The organism is Paludibacterium yongneupense DSM 18731 (assembly GCF_000422925.1).
Taxonomy (GTDB): domain Bacteria; phylum Pseudomonadota; class Gammaproteobacteria; order Burkholderiales; family Chromobacteriaceae; genus Paludibacterium; species Paludibacterium yongneupense.
In genome coordinates this window covers 63,835-80,546 of sequence record NZ_AUGZ01000020.1, presented here as the reverse complement: position 1 = coordinate 80,546, position 16,712 = coordinate 63,835, and the positions used below count along the sequence as shown (strand labels likewise).

General features: G+C 61.6%; 16 protein-coding genes. 6 read left to right on the top strand and 10 right to left on the bottom strand.

What is annotated here, in order from left to right; genetic code table 11:
• Window positions 1-747: a triose-phosphate isomerase gene (tpiA, locus tag G520_RS0109300; protein WP_028535411.1), complete on the bottom strand. Its 747-nt coding sequence runs from the start codon at window positions 745-747 to the stop codon at window positions 1-3.
• 155 nt (window positions 748-902) lie between these two features.
• Between tpiA and pstS the strand changes: the two genes are divergently transcribed.
• From pstS to G520_RS0109275, 5 genes are all read left to right on the top strand, one after another.
• Window positions 903-1,940, top strand: a complete 1,038-nt coding sequence (pstS, locus tag G520_RS0109295; protein WP_028535410.1) for a phosphate ABC transporter substrate-binding protein PstS — start codon at window positions 903-905, stop codon at window positions 1,938-1,940.
• Between the two features lie 114 nt (window positions 1,941-2,054).
• Window positions 2,055-2,990 carry a phosphate ABC transporter permease subunit PstC gene (pstC, locus tag G520_RS0109290; RefSeq protein WP_425516772.1) on the top strand — a complete coding sequence of 312 codons (936 nt, stop codon included), beginning with the start codon at window positions 2,055-2,057 and terminating at the stop codon, window positions 2,988-2,990.
• Window positions 2,991-3,023: 33 nt separating this feature from the next.
• Window positions 3,024-3,914 carry a phosphate ABC transporter permease PstA gene (gene pstA / locus G520_RS0109285; protein ID WP_211222797.1) on the top strand — a complete coding sequence of 297 codons (891 nt, stop codon included), beginning with the start codon at window positions 3,024-3,026 and terminating at the stop codon, window positions 3,912-3,914.
• Window positions 3,915-3,927: 13 nt separating this feature from the next.
• Entirely contained in the window at window positions 3,928-4,692 is a 765-nt protein-coding gene (pstB, locus tag G520_RS0109280; protein WP_028535407.1) for a phosphate ABC transporter ATP-binding protein PstB, read from the top strand.
• Between the two features lie 206 nt (window positions 4,693-4,898).
• Window positions 4,899-6,353 carry an inorganic phosphate transporter gene (locus G520_RS0109275; protein ID WP_028535406.1) on the top strand — a complete coding sequence of 485 codons (1,455 nt, stop codon included), beginning with the start codon at window positions 4,899-4,901 and terminating at the stop codon, window positions 6,351-6,353.
• A 345-nt stretch (window positions 6,354-6,698) separates the two neighbouring features.
• On the opposite strand, the gene aguA is transcribed toward G520_RS0109275, so the two are convergent.
• Together aguA and aguB are read right to left on the bottom strand one after the other, a co-directional pair.
• Window positions 6,699-7,793 (bottom strand): agmatine deiminase, encoded by a 1,095-nt coding sequence (gene aguA / locus G520_RS0109270; protein ID WP_028535405.1) that lies wholly within the window; start codon window positions 7,791-7,793, stop codon window positions 6,699-6,701.
• The gene (gene aguB / locus G520_RS0109265) at window positions 7,790-8,698 is read right to left on the bottom strand and encodes an N-carbamoylputrescine amidase (RefSeq protein ID WP_028535404.1); all 909 of its coding nucleotides are present in this window, start codon (window positions 8,696-8,698) and stop codon (window positions 7,790-7,792) included. Before aguB ends, aguA begins: the two co-directional genes overlap by 4 nt.
• 103 nt (window positions 8,699-8,801) lie before the next feature.
• Here aguB and G520_RS0109260 point away from each other — a divergent pair, with 103 nt between their 5' ends.
• Complete coding sequence (locus tag G520_RS0109260) at window positions 8,802-9,710, top strand: LysR family transcriptional regulator (RefSeq protein WP_028535403.1); 909 nt, start codon at window positions 8,802-8,804, stop codon at window positions 9,708-9,710.
• A gap of 8 nt (window positions 9,711-9,718) precedes the next feature.
• Here G520_RS0109260 and recG read toward each other — a convergent pair whose 3' ends face one another.
• The 7 genes from recG to dusA all read right to left on the bottom strand — a co-directional run bounded on the left by recG (window position 9,719) and on the right by dusA (window position 16,684).
• On the bottom strand, window positions 9,719-11,767 hold the full coding sequence (gene recG, locus G520_RS0109255) for an ATP-dependent DNA helicase RecG (protein WP_036665886.1): 2,049 nt from the start codon (window positions 11,765-11,767) through the stop codon (window positions 9,719-9,721).
• A gap of 72 nt (window positions 11,768-11,839) precedes the next feature.
• Complete coding sequence (locus tag G520_RS0109250) at window positions 11,840-12,271, bottom strand: DUF2147 domain-containing protein (protein WP_028535401.1); 432 nt, start codon at window positions 12,269-12,271, stop codon at window positions 11,840-11,842.
• A 137-nt stretch (window positions 12,272-12,408) separates the two neighbouring features.
• On the bottom strand, window positions 12,409-12,795 hold the full coding sequence (locus tag G520_RS0109245) for a RidA family protein (RefSeq protein ID WP_028535400.1): 387 nt from the start codon (window positions 12,793-12,795) through the stop codon (window positions 12,409-12,411).
• Window positions 12,788-13,978, bottom strand: a complete 1,191-nt coding sequence (hemW, locus tag G520_RS0109240) for a radical SAM family heme chaperone HemW (RefSeq protein ID WP_028535399.1) — start codon at window positions 13,976-13,978, stop codon at window positions 12,788-12,790. The genes G520_RS0109245 and hemW overlap by 8 nt, the downstream gene beginning before the upstream one ends.
• Window positions 13,979-14,569, bottom strand: coding sequence for an RdgB/HAM1 family non-canonical purine NTP pyrophosphatase (rdgB, locus tag G520_RS0109235; protein WP_028535398.1), 591 nt, complete (start codon window positions 14,567-14,569; stop codon window positions 13,979-13,981).
• Window positions 14,559-15,674, bottom strand: a complete 1,116-nt coding sequence (locus G520_RS22285; RefSeq protein ID WP_084637552.1) for an ABC transporter substrate-binding protein — start codon at window positions 15,672-15,674, stop codon at window positions 14,559-14,561. Before G520_RS22285 ends, rdgB begins: the two co-directional genes overlap by 11 nt.
• Window positions 15,671-16,684 carry a tRNA dihydrouridine(20/20a) synthase DusA gene (dusA, locus tag G520_RS22280; RefSeq protein WP_425516773.1) on the bottom strand — a complete coding sequence of 338 codons (1,014 nt, stop codon included), beginning with the start codon at window positions 16,682-16,684 and terminating at the stop codon, window positions 15,671-15,673. The genes G520_RS22285 and dusA overlap by 4 nt, the downstream gene beginning before the upstream one ends.
• Window positions 16,685-16,712: the final 28 nt, after the last annotated feature.

Here is a 16,712-nt window from a genome sequence, read left to right as displayed (position 1 = left end):
CTATACCAATTTATCAGCGGCCTGGCAAATCATTGCAAATGATCCGACGTCTAGCGACGCCCCACCTACAAGAGCGCCGTCGACACTGTCGATCGACAGAATGGCTTCAGCGTTGTCAGCCTTGACACTGCCGCCGTAGAGAACATGAATCTTAGCAGAGCCTTTTTGGTTTTGCAAGCACCAGGCTTTGATGCTGTCATGCATTTCCCGGATCTGGGCCAAGGTCGCAACCTTGCCGGTTCCGATCGCCCATACCGGCTCATAGGCGATCATGACCCGCCCGGCCTCGAGCCCTGCCGCGATCTCCAGTTGCTGCTCGATCACTTGCAGATGGCAGCCCGACTCGCGCTCCTGCAAGGTTTCGCCGACGCACAATACGGGAGTGACGGCCGTCGCCAGCGTATTGCGCAGCTTCACCCCCAGCACCCGGTTGTCTTCCTTGAAATAGTTCCGCCGCTCGGAATGGCCGAGCAAGGCATAGCGGCAGCCCATGTCGGCAAGCATAGGAGCCGATACTTCGCCGGTGTAGGCGCCGTCGGCGCCAAAAGAGCTGACATCCTGCGCCGCCAGGGCTACCGGGCTGTATTCGAGCAGGTCGGCGAGCTGCAACAGGTAAATATGCGGAGACGCAAGCGCAACGCCCTTGCGGTTGATCCACCAGTCTTCGAGCATGCCGCGCACCAGGTTACGGTTCGAAGCCAGGCTCCCGTGCATTTTCCAGTTGCCGATCACCAACTTCCCTGACATGCGGCTCTCCCGAGTAGACAAGGGCAAATTATAGCCTTGTAGCGGCATATCGAACCAGTGCGCCGCCGCCTTTCCACGAATTGTAATATTTCTGCAAACTAGCAGGCTTACGATGCGGTTCGTTCCGTATGAATTGCACCTCCCATGGAGAACTCATGAAGACGACTACCAAGCTGGCCTCTCTGTTTGCTTGTGCCCTGATTTCCACGACTTCGTTCGCGGGCGACAACATCACCGGCGCCGGCGCCACCTTCCCGTACCCGCTGTACGCCAAATGGGCCGAAGCCTACCGCGCCCAGACCGGCACCAACATGAACTATCAGTCGATCGGTTCCGGTGGTGGTATCAAGCAGATCCAATCCAAGACCGTGGACTTCGGCGCCTCCGACATGCCGCTGCAACCGGACGTCCTGGCCAAATCCGGCCTGACCCAATTCCCGACCGTCATCGGCGGTGTGGTTCCTGTCGTGAACATCCCGGGCCTGAAGCCTGGCCAGATCAAGCTGACCGGCCCCTTGCTGGCCGAAATCTACCTCGGCAAGATCACCAAGTGGAACGATCCGCAACTGACCCGCATCAACCCGGGCGTCAAGCTGCCGAACGACACCATTTTTGCCGTTCGCCGCGCGGATGGTTCGGGCACCACCTTCATCTTCACGAACTACCTGTCCAAGGTTTCGCCGGATTGGGCGAAGAAAGTCGGCGCCAATACCTCGGTCGCCTGGCCGACCGGTCAAGGCGGCAAGGGTAACGAAGGGGTGGCCAACTTCGTCGCACGCATCAAAAACTCCATCGGTTATGTAGAATACGCTTACGCCAAGCAAAACAAGATGACCTACACCCTGCTGCAGAACGAAGCAGGCAAGTACGTCACCCCCAATGCCGCCGCCTTCCAGGCTGCCGCTGCCAATGCCGACTGGAAGAAGGCTCCGGGATACTTCCTGCTGCTGACCAACCAGCCTGGCGCGAACAGCTGGCCGATTTCCGGCGCTACCTTCATCCTGCTGCACAAGAAACAGGATAAGCCGGAACAAGCCACGGCCGTGCTGAAGTTCTTCGACTGGGCGTACAAGAACGGCGACGCGACTGCCGAACAGCTCGATTACATCCCGCTGCCGGGCAATGTCAAGAACATGATCCGCGACAGCTGGAAGCAAGTTGTGGACAACAGCGGCAAGCCGGTATGGAAATAAGGCTGTACCTTGCAGCCGACAGATAGCCAGCCGGGGATCGCTCCCCGGCTTTTTGTCTGCAACACATTCCAGACTTATGAGTGACGAATGACGCAGTTTCTCAACGCTAAGCACATGCAGCACCAGCGGCGGCTTGATCGGGCCTTTTTCCTGCTGACCCGATTTTTCGCCTTCCTGGTCCTGGCGCTCCTGATCGGGATCCTGATCTCGCTGCTGATCGGTTCCATGCCGAGCATCAAATCGTTCGGCTTTGGATTTCTGTTCTCAAGCGAATGGGATCCGGTCAACAATCGCTTCGGTGCGCTGGTGCCGGTATTCGGCACGCTGGTCACCTCCTTTATCGCGCTCCTTATCGGCGTGCCCGTCAGCTTCGGCATCGCGGTCTTTCTGACCGAGCTGTGCCCGAACTGGCTCAAGCGTCCGCTCGGCATTGCCATCGAGCTGCTCGCCGGCATCCCGTCCATCATCTACGGCATGTGGGGCTTGTTCGTATTCGCCCCGCTGTTCGCCGACAAGGTGCAGCCGTCCCTGATCGCGGTGTTCGGCAACGTGCCCGGCGTCGGCTTTCTGTTTCGCGGCGCGCCGATGGGCATAGGCATGTTCACCGCCGGCCTGATCCTGGCCATCATGGTGATCCCCTTCGTTGCCTCGGTCATGCGGGATGTGTTCGAGATCGTGCCGACCATGCTGAAGGAATCCGCCTACGGTCTGGGCTCGACGACCTGGGAAGTCGTTCGCTACGTCGTACTCCCCTATACCAAGAACGGCGTCATCGGTGGCATCATGCTCGGCCTCGGCCGCGCGCTGGGCGAAACCATGGCGGTTACCTTCGTCATCGGCAATTCGGCCAATTTCCCCGACAACCTGTTCGCCCCCGGCAACTCGATCTCGTCCACCCTGGCCAACGAATTCGCCGAGGCCAACGGCGAGATGTATCTGTCGTCGCTGATCGAACTGGGCCTGATCCTGTTCTTCATCACCTTCGTGGTGCTCGCCTGCTCCAAACTCCTGCTCCTGCGTTTGAAGAAGCAGGAAGGGCGGGCCTCGTAACCGGATGAATCAATGAACACGACGCCACAGACCATGCAATCAATCAAAGTCACCACCCAAGCGCCGAGCGCTGGCATGAACCCTGCGCTGTATCGCAAGCGGCGCCTGGTCAACTCCTTCACCATGGTCGCCTCGCTGCTGGCCGTGCTGTTCGGCCTGTTCTGGCTGTGCTGGATACTGTTCACGCTGTTGCAGTACGGCCTGTCCGGGCTGTCTCTGGCCGTATTCACCCAGAGCACGCCGCCTCCCGGCAGTGCCGGCGGTCTGGCCAACGCCATCTTCGGCAGCCTGGCGATGACGCTGTTTGGCACGCTGATCGGCACCCCGATCGGCATACTGGCCGGCGTCTACCTCTCGGAATTCGGTCAGCGCGGCTGGCTGGCCCCGGCCACGCGCTTCATCAATGACATTCTGCTGTCGGCGCCGTCCATCGTCATCGGCCTGTTCGTCTATGAAGTGTATGTGGTATCGGTCGGTCACTTCTCGGGCTGGGCCGGCTCGCTGGCACTGTCCTTGCTCGTGATCCCGGTCGTTGTACGCACCACCGAAAACATGCTGCGCCTGGTCCCGAGCAGTCTGCGCGAAGCCGCCGCCGCATTGGGGGCGCCGCAGTGGAAGGTGATCATGCACGTCACCCTGCGCTCGGCCAAGGCCGGCGTATTGACCGGCGTGCTGCTGGCCATCGCACGGATCTCGGGCGAAACTGCGCCGCTGTTGTTCACCGCGCTCAACAATCAGTTCTGGAACAGCAATATGAACCAGCCGATGGCCAACCTGCCCATCGTCATCTTCCAGTTCGCCATGAGCCCCTACTCGGACTGGCACACGCTGGCCTGGGCCGGTTCCCTGCTGATCACCTTCAGCGTGCTGGCGCTGAATATCGTTGCCCGCTGGCTGGGCAGTCAGAAATCACAATCGCATTAAGGCTTGCTCGAATATGGCTGAAAACAGCAACAAGCTTCAAGTCCGCAATCTGAACTTCTATTACGGCAAGTTTCAGGCGCTGAAGAATATCCAGCTCGATATCGCTCCGAACAAGGTTACGGCCTTCATCGGCCCGTCAGGTTGCGGCAAGTCGACGCTGCTGCGCACCTTCAACCGCATGTACGAACTGTATCCGGGACTGCGGGCCGAAGGCGAGATCATCCTCGACGAGCAGAACATCCTGGAACGCAGCATCGACATCAACCTGCTGCGCGCGAAAGTCGGCATGGTATTCCAGAAGCCGACACCGTTCCCGATGTCGATCTACGACAACATCACCTTCGGCGTACGTCTGTACGAGAAGCTTTCGCGCTCCGAAACGGACGACCGCATCGAGTGGGCCTTGCGCAAGGCGGCACTGTGGGACGAAGTCAAAGACAAGCTCAAGCAGTCCGGCAATTCGCTGTCCGGCGGCCAGCAGCAGCGCTTGTGCATCGCACGCGCAGTCGCGGCGCGTCCCGAGGTTCTGCTGCTCGACGAACCGACCTCGGCCCTGGACCCGATATCAACTGCGCATATCGAAGAATTGATACATGAACTGAAAGAGGACTACACCATCGCCATCGTCACGCACAATATGCAGCAGGCGGCGCGGGTGTCCGACTTCACCGCTTATATGTATCTCGGCGAGATGGTCGAATTCGGCGAAACCGACGCGATCTTCACTGCGCCCAAGCAGAAGGCCACCGAAGACTACATTACCGGCAAATTCGGCTGACCGGACCGCGGCAAACGCCTGCGCCCGCAACGGCGCAGGCGGAACCCGCCGAATTGACTGAAACGGCCTGACCTGCGCATCTGTCAAGCAACATTCCCCGCCATTGGACAGGATGCGACAGACCCATCGAAACATGCATCCCCCCTCTTGACGATTGTCGAGCGTCCCCCAACAATCGCGCCTTCTCCCAAAGAATTCAAAAAACCATGCTGGAACTGTTCTCAGGGCTCGCGCCACATGTGGCCTTCACCCTGATCCTGTCGCTTGGATTCGTCCTTTTCTTCGAATTCATCAATGGCTTCCATGACACGGCCAATGCCGTGGCTACGGTTATTTATACCCAGTCCATGAAACCGCGTCTGGCGGTGTTCGCCTCCGGTCTGTGCAATTTTCTGGGCGTTCTGTCCGGCGGACTCGCCGTGGCCTACGCCATCGTGCACCTGCTTCCGGTCGACCTGCTGATCTCGGTCAACACCACGCGCGGCTTGTCCATGGTATTCGCGCTGCTCGCCGCCGCCATCATCTGGAATCTCGGCACCTGGTATCTCGGCTTGCCGGCATCGAGTTCGCACACACTGATCGGTGCCATCCTCGGCGTCGGACTCGCTCACGCCGCGCTCACCCATGTTCCGCTGGCCACCGGCATCAACTGGGGCAAGGCGCTCGAAGTCGGCGCGTCGCTATTGTGTTCGCCGCTGGTCGGATTGCTGCTTGCGGGGCTGATTGTTCGCGTATTGCGCCGCTATCGCGGTCGCAGCAATATGCACAAGACCCCCTTCCAGCGCCAGCAGGTCGAGGGACGCAAGCACCCCCCGTTCTGGACGCGCTTCATGCTGATCCTGTCGGCGATGACCGTCAGCTTCGCGCACGGCTCCAACGATGGCCAGAAGGGCATTGGTTTGATCATGCTGGTTCTGATCGGGATCGTTCCGGCCAACTACGTGCTCAATATGGACAGCAACACCTACCAGATCGAGCGCAGCCGCGATGCGGCAGTCCATCTGCAACGCTTCTACGAAAAGCATGACGCCGCACTGAGCGCCAAACTGGCCGGCGCCCATGCTGCCAATGGCGGTTGCGATTCGCAGCAGACGGCGGCCACCGTCGCTCGCCTGACCGCGCTGCTCGACAATACCGGCGATTATCACAAGCTCAACTCGCAGCAGCGCTGGGATGTCCGCTCCAACCTGCTCTGCCTGGATGATGCGGCCAAACTGGCAAGCACCCTGCCCGGCCTGACCAGCGCCGACAAACACCACCTGCAAAGCCTGCGTTCCGATCTCGTAGTGACCACCGAATATGCGCCGACCTGGGTGATCATGTCGGTTGCACTCGCGCTGGGCGTCGGGACCATGATCGGCTGGCGCCGTGTCGTCAAAACCGTGGGCGAGGGCATAGGCAAGAAGGACATGACCTACGCGCAGGGGATGTCGGCGCAAATCACCGCGGGTCTGTCCATTGGCCTGGCCAGCTGGTTCGGCATGCCCGTCTCGACCACCCACGTGCTCTCAAGCGGTATTGCCGGTGCCATGGTCGCCGACCGTGCCGGCCTGCAGATGTCCACCATCCGCAACATCCTGCTGGCGTGGCTGTTCACGCTGCCGGCGGCCATGATGTTATCGGCAAGCCTCTACTACTTGGCGACGCAATGGATCCACTAGACCAGGACGGCTCGTCGATACACACCCGCTACGGCGGGTTTTTTTTTGCCGGATAACAATTCGGTACAGAAAAAACTGAAACAAAACTACATATAACGTCCTATCCAGCATGGGTTAACACCTGGATTTGACTCATGTCAACTAAAAAAGCACCTGGCGTATTGTGAGCATCGCGATGCCTTGTTAACATACACGGGCTTCATCATGGTTTCTCCTTTGTTGTTTGCAGCAATCCCTTTAAGCCTCGGCCCCCCAGCCGAGGCATTTTTTCGTCCGGCGCTGCCACGTGACAAAAAAAGACGGACTCCCATACAGGAAGCCCGTCCGTTTCCGCCCCCGGTCGCTTCAGCCGCGCGGGATCTGCTGCGTAATGCAGTGGATGTTGCCGCCACCGAGCAAGATTTCCCGCGCCGGCACCCCGGTGACCGTGTAGCCGGGGAAAATCTCCCGCAGGCGCCTTTCCGCTTCGCCATCGGTCGCCGGGTCGAGCAACGGGAAGACAATGCAGCGATTGCTGATCAGGAAGTTGACATAGGAGGCGGCGAGGCGCCCACCAGCCGGTCGCGGCACTCCGCTGCCGGACTCGACGCCGCACGCTTCTTCTTCGCTGCAGTACAGCGGTCCCGGTTGCGGCAGCTTCCAGATCTTGAGCTGACGCCCGCGCGCATCGCGCGCCTGGCTCAACACCTCGAAAGCGGCATGCGACCGTGCATACTGCGGGTCGCTCTCGTCGTCGGTCCAATGCAGGATCACTTCGCCCGGACGCGCAAAGCAGCACATATTGTCGATGTGGCCGTCTGTTTCATCCATATAGACCCCTTCCGGCAGCCAGATGAAGGTATCGACGCCCAGATAATCGCGCAACAGGGCTTCTATCTGGGCCTGTCCCAGCTCGGGGTTGCGGTTGGGGTTGAGCAGGCACTCGGCGGTCGTCAGCAAGGTGCCTTCGCCGTCGACGTGAATGGAACCGCCTTCCAGCACCAGCGGTGCGACATAACGATCGAAAGCATGTCGTTCGAGCACCGCCCCCGCCACCAGGCTGTCTTGATCCCACGGGGAGTACAGACCGCCGTTATGTCCGCCCCAGGCATTGAATTGCCAGTCGACGCCGCGGCAATGGCCAGCGTCATCGACCAGTACGGTCGGACCGGTATCGCGCGTCCAGGCGTCGTCGCTCGCCAGCGCAATCAGCGTGACGGCGGCAGGCATCGTCGCGCGTGCTTTTTCCATCTCGGCCTCGGGCACCCCCATGAACACCGGCGTCGCCTCGGCGATGGCAGCGGCGACGCGGGCGAAAGTCGCCTGCGCATGGCGGCCGCCGTCACGCCAGTTATCCGGGCGGTAGGGCCAGAGCATCCACACCGCCTGCTGCGCTTCCCACTCGGCAGGCATGCGATAACCATCGTCGCGCGGTACGGAAGCAAGCTCGCGCGGGCTCATGCCTTGCCCCCTTCCGCCGCGGCGGCGCGATGGCTGCCATCCGAAGTAAGCAAGGCGGCATAGGCTTCCGGACGGCGGTCGCGGAATACCCCCCAACTGATGCGCTGGCGCGCAATCGCGTCCAGGTCGAAGCTGTGCACCAGCACCGTCTCGCTGACCCGATCGGCCTGGGCCACCAACTCGCCGGTCTGGTCGGCAATGAAGGACGATCCATAGAAGGTCATTTCAAGTCCGGGAACGAATTTGCTGTGCTCGGTACCGATGCGGTTCGATGCGATGACCGGCACCAGATTGGATGCGGCATGACCTTGCTGGGCGCGTGTCCAGTGCGGCTGGCTGTCGATCTCCGGGTAGGCGGGTTCTGAGCCGATGGCGGTCGGAAAGAAAATCAGTTCGGCCCCGGCCAGCGCCAGGCTGCGCGCGGTTTCGGGGAACCACTGATCCCAGCAGATGCCAACGCCTATCTTCGCATAGCGCGTCTGCCACACCTTGAAGCCGGTATCGCCTGGCGTGAAGAATTGCTTCTCCTGATAGGCGGGGCCATTGGGGATATGGGTTTTACGGTAGACATCGAGCACCGTGCCATCGGCGTCGATGACGACGAGCGAATTGTAGTGGGCATTATTGCCGCGTTCGAAAAAGCTCAACGGCAGCACCACTTCCAGTTCGCGCGCCAGCTGGCTAAAGTGAGCGATCAGGGGATTGCCAGCCAGCGGTCGTGCCAGGGCAAAATGCTCGGGGCTCTGATCGATGCAGAAATAAGGGGCTTCGAACAACTCCTGGATCAGGATAATCTGGGCGCCTTGCGCCGCGGCGGTGCGTACCAGTTTTTCGGCGCGGGCGATATTCGCCGCGATGTCCCAGCTGCACGCCATCTGCGTTGCCGCTACGGTTACCTTTGCCATCTTCACAGTCCTTGAGGGAGGGGTTATGGGGCCAGTCTAGGATTTGACCTGCTATCTATCAAATGAATACCATAGATACCCGCATAAACAGCGCGAATATCCGGTGAAACTGCACCAGCTCGATCTCAATCTGCTACTGGCCTTCGATGCCCTGCTCGAACACGGCAGCGTTACCCGCGCCGCCGAGCAGCTCTATATCAGCCAGCCCGCGATGAGCCATGCGCTCAATCGGCTGCGCCAGTTCTTCGACGACCCGCTGCTCGTACGCAGCCAGCACGGCATGCTGCCGACCGCGCGCGCGCTCAAGCTGCATCCCGGCATTCGCCATGCACTGCGCCTGCTGGAGCAGCATCTGAACGAACCGGAAGAATTCGAACCACAGACTTCGTCGCGCCGTTTCGTCATCTGCACCACCGACTATGTCGAATGCGTGCTCATTCCGCCCCTGATCGAGCGGCTGGAAAGAATCGCCCCCGGGCTGCGCATCGAGATACTGATCCTGCGCGACCGGGTTCCGGAAGCCGAGCTCGCGAACGGCGCCATCGATCTGGTGCTGGGCTTCGACGAGTACATGGACGTCCCTGGCCATCTCTGCCGCGAGACCTGGCTGACCGAACCACTGGCCGGAGTCGTCAGCGCACGCCATCCGGCGGCCGGCAGCGGCTTGTCGCTCGCGCAGTTGATCGCGATCCCGCATGTTTTCCATTCGCCGCTCGGAACGCGGACCTCGACCGTCGACCGCTACCTCGAGCGCCATGGCGTACAGCGTACCATCTCGGTCAACAGCCAGAGCTATATGTCCGCCGCCGCCATCGTCAGCCACACAGAGCATCTGCTGATACTGCCGCAACGCGTGGCCGCACTGCTGTGCTCTACCTGGCCACTGCGCCGGGTCGGCCTGCCGGCCGACCTTCCCGCCTATCACCTCAACTGCGTGTGGCATCCGGTGCAGGACAAGGCTCCCGCACTGTGCTGGCTGCGCGGCTTGATGCAATCATTGATAGAAACCTGAGCCGCGCCTCAAGCCTTGAGGAAGTGCTCGCGTCCGGCCAGCCACCGGTCGAGATGGCGTTGCACCGCCTCCGGCCAGCGCTCAAGCATGAGCGGAGCCAGTTCGCGCGCGCGTTCGAGCAGTGCGATATCTTCTTCCAGATTGGCAAAACGCAGCATGGGCGCCCCGCTCTGGCGCGCACCGAGAAACTCGCCCGGCCCGCGGATCTGCAAGTCCTGACGTGCGATTTCGAAGCCGTCGGTATGCTCGTAGATGACCTTCAGCCGCGCCTTGGCCAACTCGGACAGCGGCGTCTCGAACATCAATACGCACACACTTTTGGCGCTCCCGCGGCCGACGCGCCCCCGCAACTGATGCAACTGCGCGAGCCCCATGCGCTCACCGTGTTCTATCACCATCAGACTGGCGTTGGGGACATCGACCCCGACCTCGATCACCGTGGTCGCCACCAGTACTTGCAATTCGTTGGCGGCGAACGCGGCCATCACCGCCGCCTTCTCTGCCGGTTTCATCCGCCCGTGAACCAGCCCCACCTTCCATTGCGGCAGGTCTTCGCCCAGTTGGAGATGCGTATCGACCGCCGTCTGCAACTGCAAGGTTTCCGACTCTTCGATCAAGGGGCAGACCCAATACACTTGCTGCCCCTGACGGCAGGTCTTGTCGACGAAGGCGATGATTTCTTCACGACGCCCGCTGTTGATCAACTTGGTGACGATAGGGGTGCGCCCCGGTGGCAATTCATCGATAACTGAGACGTCGAGGTCGGCGAAAAAACTCATCGCCAGCGTACGCGGAATCGGTGTCGCCGACATCATCAACTGGTGCGGCTCCCCGCCCTTGTCCTTGAGCGCCAGCCGCTGCCCCACGCCAAAGCGGTGCTGTTCGTCCACGATGGCAAGCCCCAGCCCGGCAAACTGCACAGTGTCCTGGAACAGCGCATGGGTGCCGACCGCCAGGCGCGCCGTCCCGTCGCCGATGCGGGCAAGGACGTCGGTTTTCTGTTTCTTGCGCAGCGAGCCCGATAACCAGGCGACGTCGACCCCCAAGGGCGCGAGCCAGGCCGACAACTTCAGATAATGCTGTTCGGCGAGAATTTCGGTCGGCGCCATCAGCGCGACCTGGAATCCGGCTTCAATCGCCGCCAGCGCCGCCAGCGCCGCCACCACGGTCTTGCCGCTGCCGACGTCGCCCTGCAGCAAGCGGTGCATGGGATGCTCCGCCCCCATATCGGCATGAATTTCGGCCAGCACTTTCTGCTGTGCCCGCGTCAAGGCGAAAGGCAAGCCGTTCAGGAATGGGGTACTCAGGCGACCGTCGCCGCGTATTGCCACCGCGCGGCCCTGGCGCCGCGCCCGGTAAGCGAGCCTCATGGACAACTGTTGTGCGAGCAATTCGTCGAATTTGAGCCGCTGCCATGCCGGCAACAAGGGATCGGTCAACTGCTTGACCGAGTAGTCGGGCGTCGGCGCGTGCAGGATGCTGACCGCGTCAGCAAACGGGATGAGCCGTTCTGCCTCGGCCATTCCCGGGGGGAGCGTCTCGAACAGCGGCTGGGCCTTGAGTTCCTGTTGCACCATGCGCCGCAATACTGGCTGCGCAAGACCGGCGACAGTGGGATAGACCGGCGTCAGGCTGGTGGCCAGGCCATCGCCGGGCAGAACATCGCGGCATTTCGGATGCACCATCTCGTCGCCGAAGAAACCGCGCCGGACCTCGCCCAGCGCGCGCACGCGACGCCCGATTGCTAGTTGCTTCTGCTGGCTCGGATAGAAATGAATGAAGCGCAATATCAGCGTCGCCGTCGCATCCTCGATTTGCACCACCAGCTGCCGACGCGGCTTGAACTGGATCTCCTGCGACAGCACCTCGCCTTCGACCAGCACGGCCTGGCCGTAGGGCGCACTGGCGATCGGATACAGGTGGGTCTCATCTTCATAGCGCAGCGGAAGATGAAGAATGAAGTCGAAACGCCGGCGTATGCCGAGCTTTTCAAGCTTTTTCGCGGTGGCCGGCGCGGCGGTCAGCGGCTGGTTGGCTAGATCGTGAATTGGGCTCATCAGCCCGGATTGTAACGGAAGGGGGGGGGATGGGGAACGGCGGCGCCGGTTGCGACCGGCGCCGCCCTGGAATCATTGCCGTTCCCACACCTGTGAACGGCCGAGCAAGGAGATGCCGATATAGCCGTGGACATCGAGCTTGCGGCCGCCATCGAGCACCTTCAGACTCGCACTATAGACGGAACCGGACTTCGGGTCGATGATTTTGCCGCCCCTCCAAGCCTCGCCGTCCTGTTTCAATCCCCACAGAATGGTCATGCCGAGAACCGGCCGGCCCTTCAGTTCACCGTCGCATTTGTCGCATACCGCATCGGGATGCTGCAGCAGTTTCACGATGCGGCCGCTCAACTCGCCATCGGCATCCTGGCTGATCTGGATCAGCGCCTTGGCCTGGTGGGTTTCGTCATCGATGTTTTTCCAGGTTCCGACCGGGCTATCGGAGGCCTGCGCGACGGCGGACAGGGCGAACAACGCGCCGAAAACGGTGATAGTACGCAGCTGCATGCCGCCTCCTTCTTGTTTTCATTCAAACGATGGTTTGAATCAAACACTCCAGATTGCCACCTCCTGCCCTGCACGTCAACCGCGATCCAGAAATGACGAGGGCCCCGCAAGCGGGCCCTCGCCGGCGCAGCCTGCACTCAGGAAGCAAGAACCAGCACGGCATCCGCCTCGACCAGTGCCGCACGCGGCAAACTGGCGACGCCGAGCGCCGCGCGCGCGGGGAAAGGCTGATTGAAATACTGGCCCATCACCTCGTTGAAAATACCGAAGTTGCTCAGATCAGTCAGATACGCATTCAGTTTCACGATATCGTCCAGGCTGCCACCCGCCGCCTCGCAGACATGCTGCAGATTCTTGAACACCTGGTGCGCCTGGGCGGCAAAGCCGCCATCCACCAACTGCATGGTTTCCGGGTCCAGTGGAATCTGACCGGAAAGATAGACGGTGTCGCCGGCGCGGATAGCCTGAGAATAGGCACCGATTGCAGCCGGAGCCAGATCGGAGTGGATCGTTTTTTTAGTCATGGTGAGAAGCTCCTTCACTCAGAAACAGGGTCAGCAAATCGTTGAGAAACCGTTGCCCGAGCCCGGTCGGAAACAGGCGACCGTCTGCGCGGCCGAGCAAGCCGCGCGCGCAGGCATCGTCGAGGCGGGACGCGATCATCGCGGGGGCAAGCCCGGTGCGTTCGACAAACAGACTGGAATCGAACCCTCCGGTCAAGCGCAGGGCATTCATCATGAACTCGAACGGCAAATCGCGCCGGCCGACTTTCTGTCGCGTCTGCACGGCTGTTCCGGCCTCAACTCCGGCCAGATAGGCCGCCGGTTGTTTGTGCCGCATCTCGCGCCAGACTCCATCGGGCAGACTGATCTTGCCGTGCGCCCCCGCACCGATACCGAGATAGTCGCCGAACAGCCAGTAATTGAGGTTATGTTGACAGCGCCGACCCGGCCTGGCAAATGCGGAGGTCTCGTAATGTTCGAAGCCGGCGTGCCCAAGCCGCGCCTCGATCGCCTCCTGCATATCTGCCGACAACTCATCATCGGGCAACGCCGGCGGGGTATAGCGATGGAACAGCGTATTCGGCTCTATCGTCAGGTGGTAGGCAGACAAATGAGTCACGCCATGCGCAAGGGCCTGATCGATATCGGACAGCGCCTGCTCGAGCGACTGCCCGGGCAAGGCATACATCAAATCGATATTGACGTTGTCGAAATGACGGCACGCGATCTCGATCGCGCGATGTGCCTGCGCCGAATCGTGAATGCGCCCCAGCGCCTTGAGCTTGCCGTCGTCGAAGCTCTGGATTCCGATCGACAGCCGGTTGACCCCCGCCTGCCGATAGGCGAGGAAACGTTCGCTTTCGAAGGTACCGGGATTCGCCTCCAGCGTGATCTCGGCATCGGGGTCGAGGCGAACCCGCGCACGAACGCCGTCGAGCAGTTTTTCCAGCGCCGGTGCCGAAAACAGACTGGGCGTACCGCCGCCGATGAAGATACTGCGCACCGGCCGTCCCCAGACCGCGGGCAGGGCCGACTCCAGGTCGCGCAACAGGGCGTCGGCGTAGGCCGCGTCGTCGAAACCGTTCTTCGCCTCGTGCGAATTGAAATCGCAGTACGGGCATTTGCGCACGCACCAGGGAAAATGGATGTACAGGGACAGCGGCGGCAATACCGTCAACGCTCCCGGCATGGCAATGGTCGTCATCTACAGAGAACCGAGACGGGCGAGCAGCAAACGCGTGGCCTGGGCCCGATGGCTTTCGGTGTTCTTGTCCGCGGCCGGCATCTCTGCGGCCGTCATGCCGTGCTCCGGAAGCCAGAAATGCGGATCGTAGCCAAAACCGCCGCCACCGGCCGCGCGGTCTCTCACTTCGCCGTACCAGCTGCCGTCGGCAACGATGGGCTGAGGGTCGTCGGCATGGCGCAACAGAACCAGCACGCAATAGAACCAGGCGCGGCGATCGGCGATGCCATGCAGGCGCTCGACAAGCAGCGCGTTGTTGCGCAGATCGGACTTAGGCTCACCGGCAAAACGCGCCGACAGCACCCCGGGCGCACCGCCGAGCGCCGCGACGCACAGGCCGGAGTCGTCGGCCAGCGCCGGGAGGCCGGTCACCCGGCTCGCGTGACGCGCTTTTTCCAGCGCATTTTCCAGAAACGTCGCATGCGGTTCCGGGCATTCGCCCACGCCCAACTCGCGTTGAGCGATCACCGTCACCCCCAGCGGGGCCAACAATGCGGAAAACTCACGCAGTTTGCCGGCATTATTGCTGGCAAGAACAAGTTTATCGAACATGGTTTACTTTATCCCGTGAATTGCCGCCATGCGGCTGCGCATCGACGCTCAACGGCAATGGGCGGGTGTCGTTCCATAGCTGCAGCAGCAATGCGAGCTCCCGCGGCGAGAGCGCGCGCAGCACGCTCCATTTGCGTATCGAGTCGCCCTCCGGGGAGATCAGCGGATGAACTTTCAGATCTTCGCGATAGAAAGGCAGGGCCGACGCCACCGGGTTGATCGCGCCGTCGACATTGGTCAGCTCGGCAGCGTTCTTGCCATCGAGCAGAAAATTGATGAACTGCGAGGCCAGCTCGGGGTGGCGCGCGGCGACGGGTACAGCGACCACCTCGACGGAAAGCTGGTTGCCTTCCTTTTGCAGGACATTGCCTATGGTATAGCCGCGACGCTCCTCGCGCGCCATCTCGCGCGCTTGAAACATCTCGCTCGAATGCCCCATGGCCAGCCAGGCATTGCCTTGCACCAGATCGCGGACCGGCGAGGTGCCGGCCGGTACAGACCAGTAGGCGCGCGCGATGCGGATCACATCCGCCGCGCGACGATAATCGGCCTCGCTCGCATCGAGCGGAGAGCGCCCGAGATAGAACAGCGCCGCCGCAAATACCTCTCGCGGACGATCCGGGACAAAAACATGCCCCTTCAGGCGGGGCAGTATCCGCGGATCGAACAGGACGGACCAGCTGTACGGATCGATGCCCAGCTGCTTCAGTTTCTCGATATTGTATCCGATGGAAACCAGCGACAGCGCCGACGGCAAGCTGTAGACATTACCGCGGTCATAAGCCGGATTGAGCAGCCTTGGCTCCAGATTGCGCAGGTTGCCGAGGCGGGAGCGGTCGAGCGGCTGCAACGCCTTTTGCGCAATCAGGGCCGGTACCGCCAGGCTTGACGGAAACACCAGGTCGTAGCGAACGCCACTCTGCAGCTTGCTCACCAGTTCGTCGCCGCGGCCGAAGCTGTCCTGCACCACCCGACACTGGCACTCCTTCTCGAAGCGGTGCACGACCGTGTCCGGCAAACCGGCGCTCCCGCTGTAGAGATGCAGGATATCCCCGCCCTGCGCACAGGTAGAGAGCAGCACGAGCAGCAGACCGCGTATCTTCAAGACGCCTCCCTTTCAGCGGACCGGTTGCCTGCGACGGCTTCCAGCGCGCGCAACAACAAACGTTCGTCGGCGTCGCGCAGCAAGCTGGCGTCGGACAGAATGCGCCGCCATTGCCGTGCGCCGGGCTGGCCCTGAAACAAACCCAGGATATGACGCGCCACATTGCGCACGGCGTGCCCCTGCTCGAGCTGGCGCCGCACATAGGGTAGCAGCGCCCGGACCACCTCGGCGCGATCGGGAAGCGGCGTTGCCGCCCCATAGTACCGTGCATCCCAACTCGCCATCAAAAAGGGATTATGGTACGCCTCGCGCCCGAGCATGACGCCGTCCACATGACGCAGATGCACATCGATATCCTCAAGCGTCTTGACGCCGCCGTTGAGCAGGATTTCCAGCTCGGGCCGTTCGCGCTTCAAGCGGTAGACATAGTCGTACTTGAGGGGAGGAATTTCGCGATTATCCTTGGGCGACAATCCCTTGAGGATCGCATTGCGCGCATGCACGATGAAGGTGCGGCAACCGGCACGCGCGATGCGGTCGACAAAATCGGCCACATAACCGTAGTCCTCGACGGCATCGATGCCGATCCGGTGTTTGAGCGTGATATCGATATCGACGGCATCGCGCATAGCCTTGACGCAGTCGGCCACCAGCTCCGGCTCGGCCATCAGGCAGGCTCCGAACGCCCCCTTCTGAACCCGCTCCGATGGGCAGCCTACGTTCAGATTGACTTCGTCGTAGCCCCAGCTCTGCGCGAGGCGCGCGCAACGGGCCAGCTCGGCCGGATCCGAGCCCCCCAGCTGGAGTGCGAGCGGCCGCTCGCCGGGGTCGAACCGCAAGTGCCGCTCGACATCGCCGTGGATCAGCGCCCCGGTTGTGACCATCTCGGTATAAAGCCAGGTATTGCGCGTGATCAGACGCGCGAAATAGCGATAATGCCGATCGGTCCAGTCCAGCATCGGGGCCACGGACAGGCGGCGGGAAGGCGGTTTTACCGGGTTTTCCTGGATGGCACGGCTTTCGGCGCCATTGTGGACT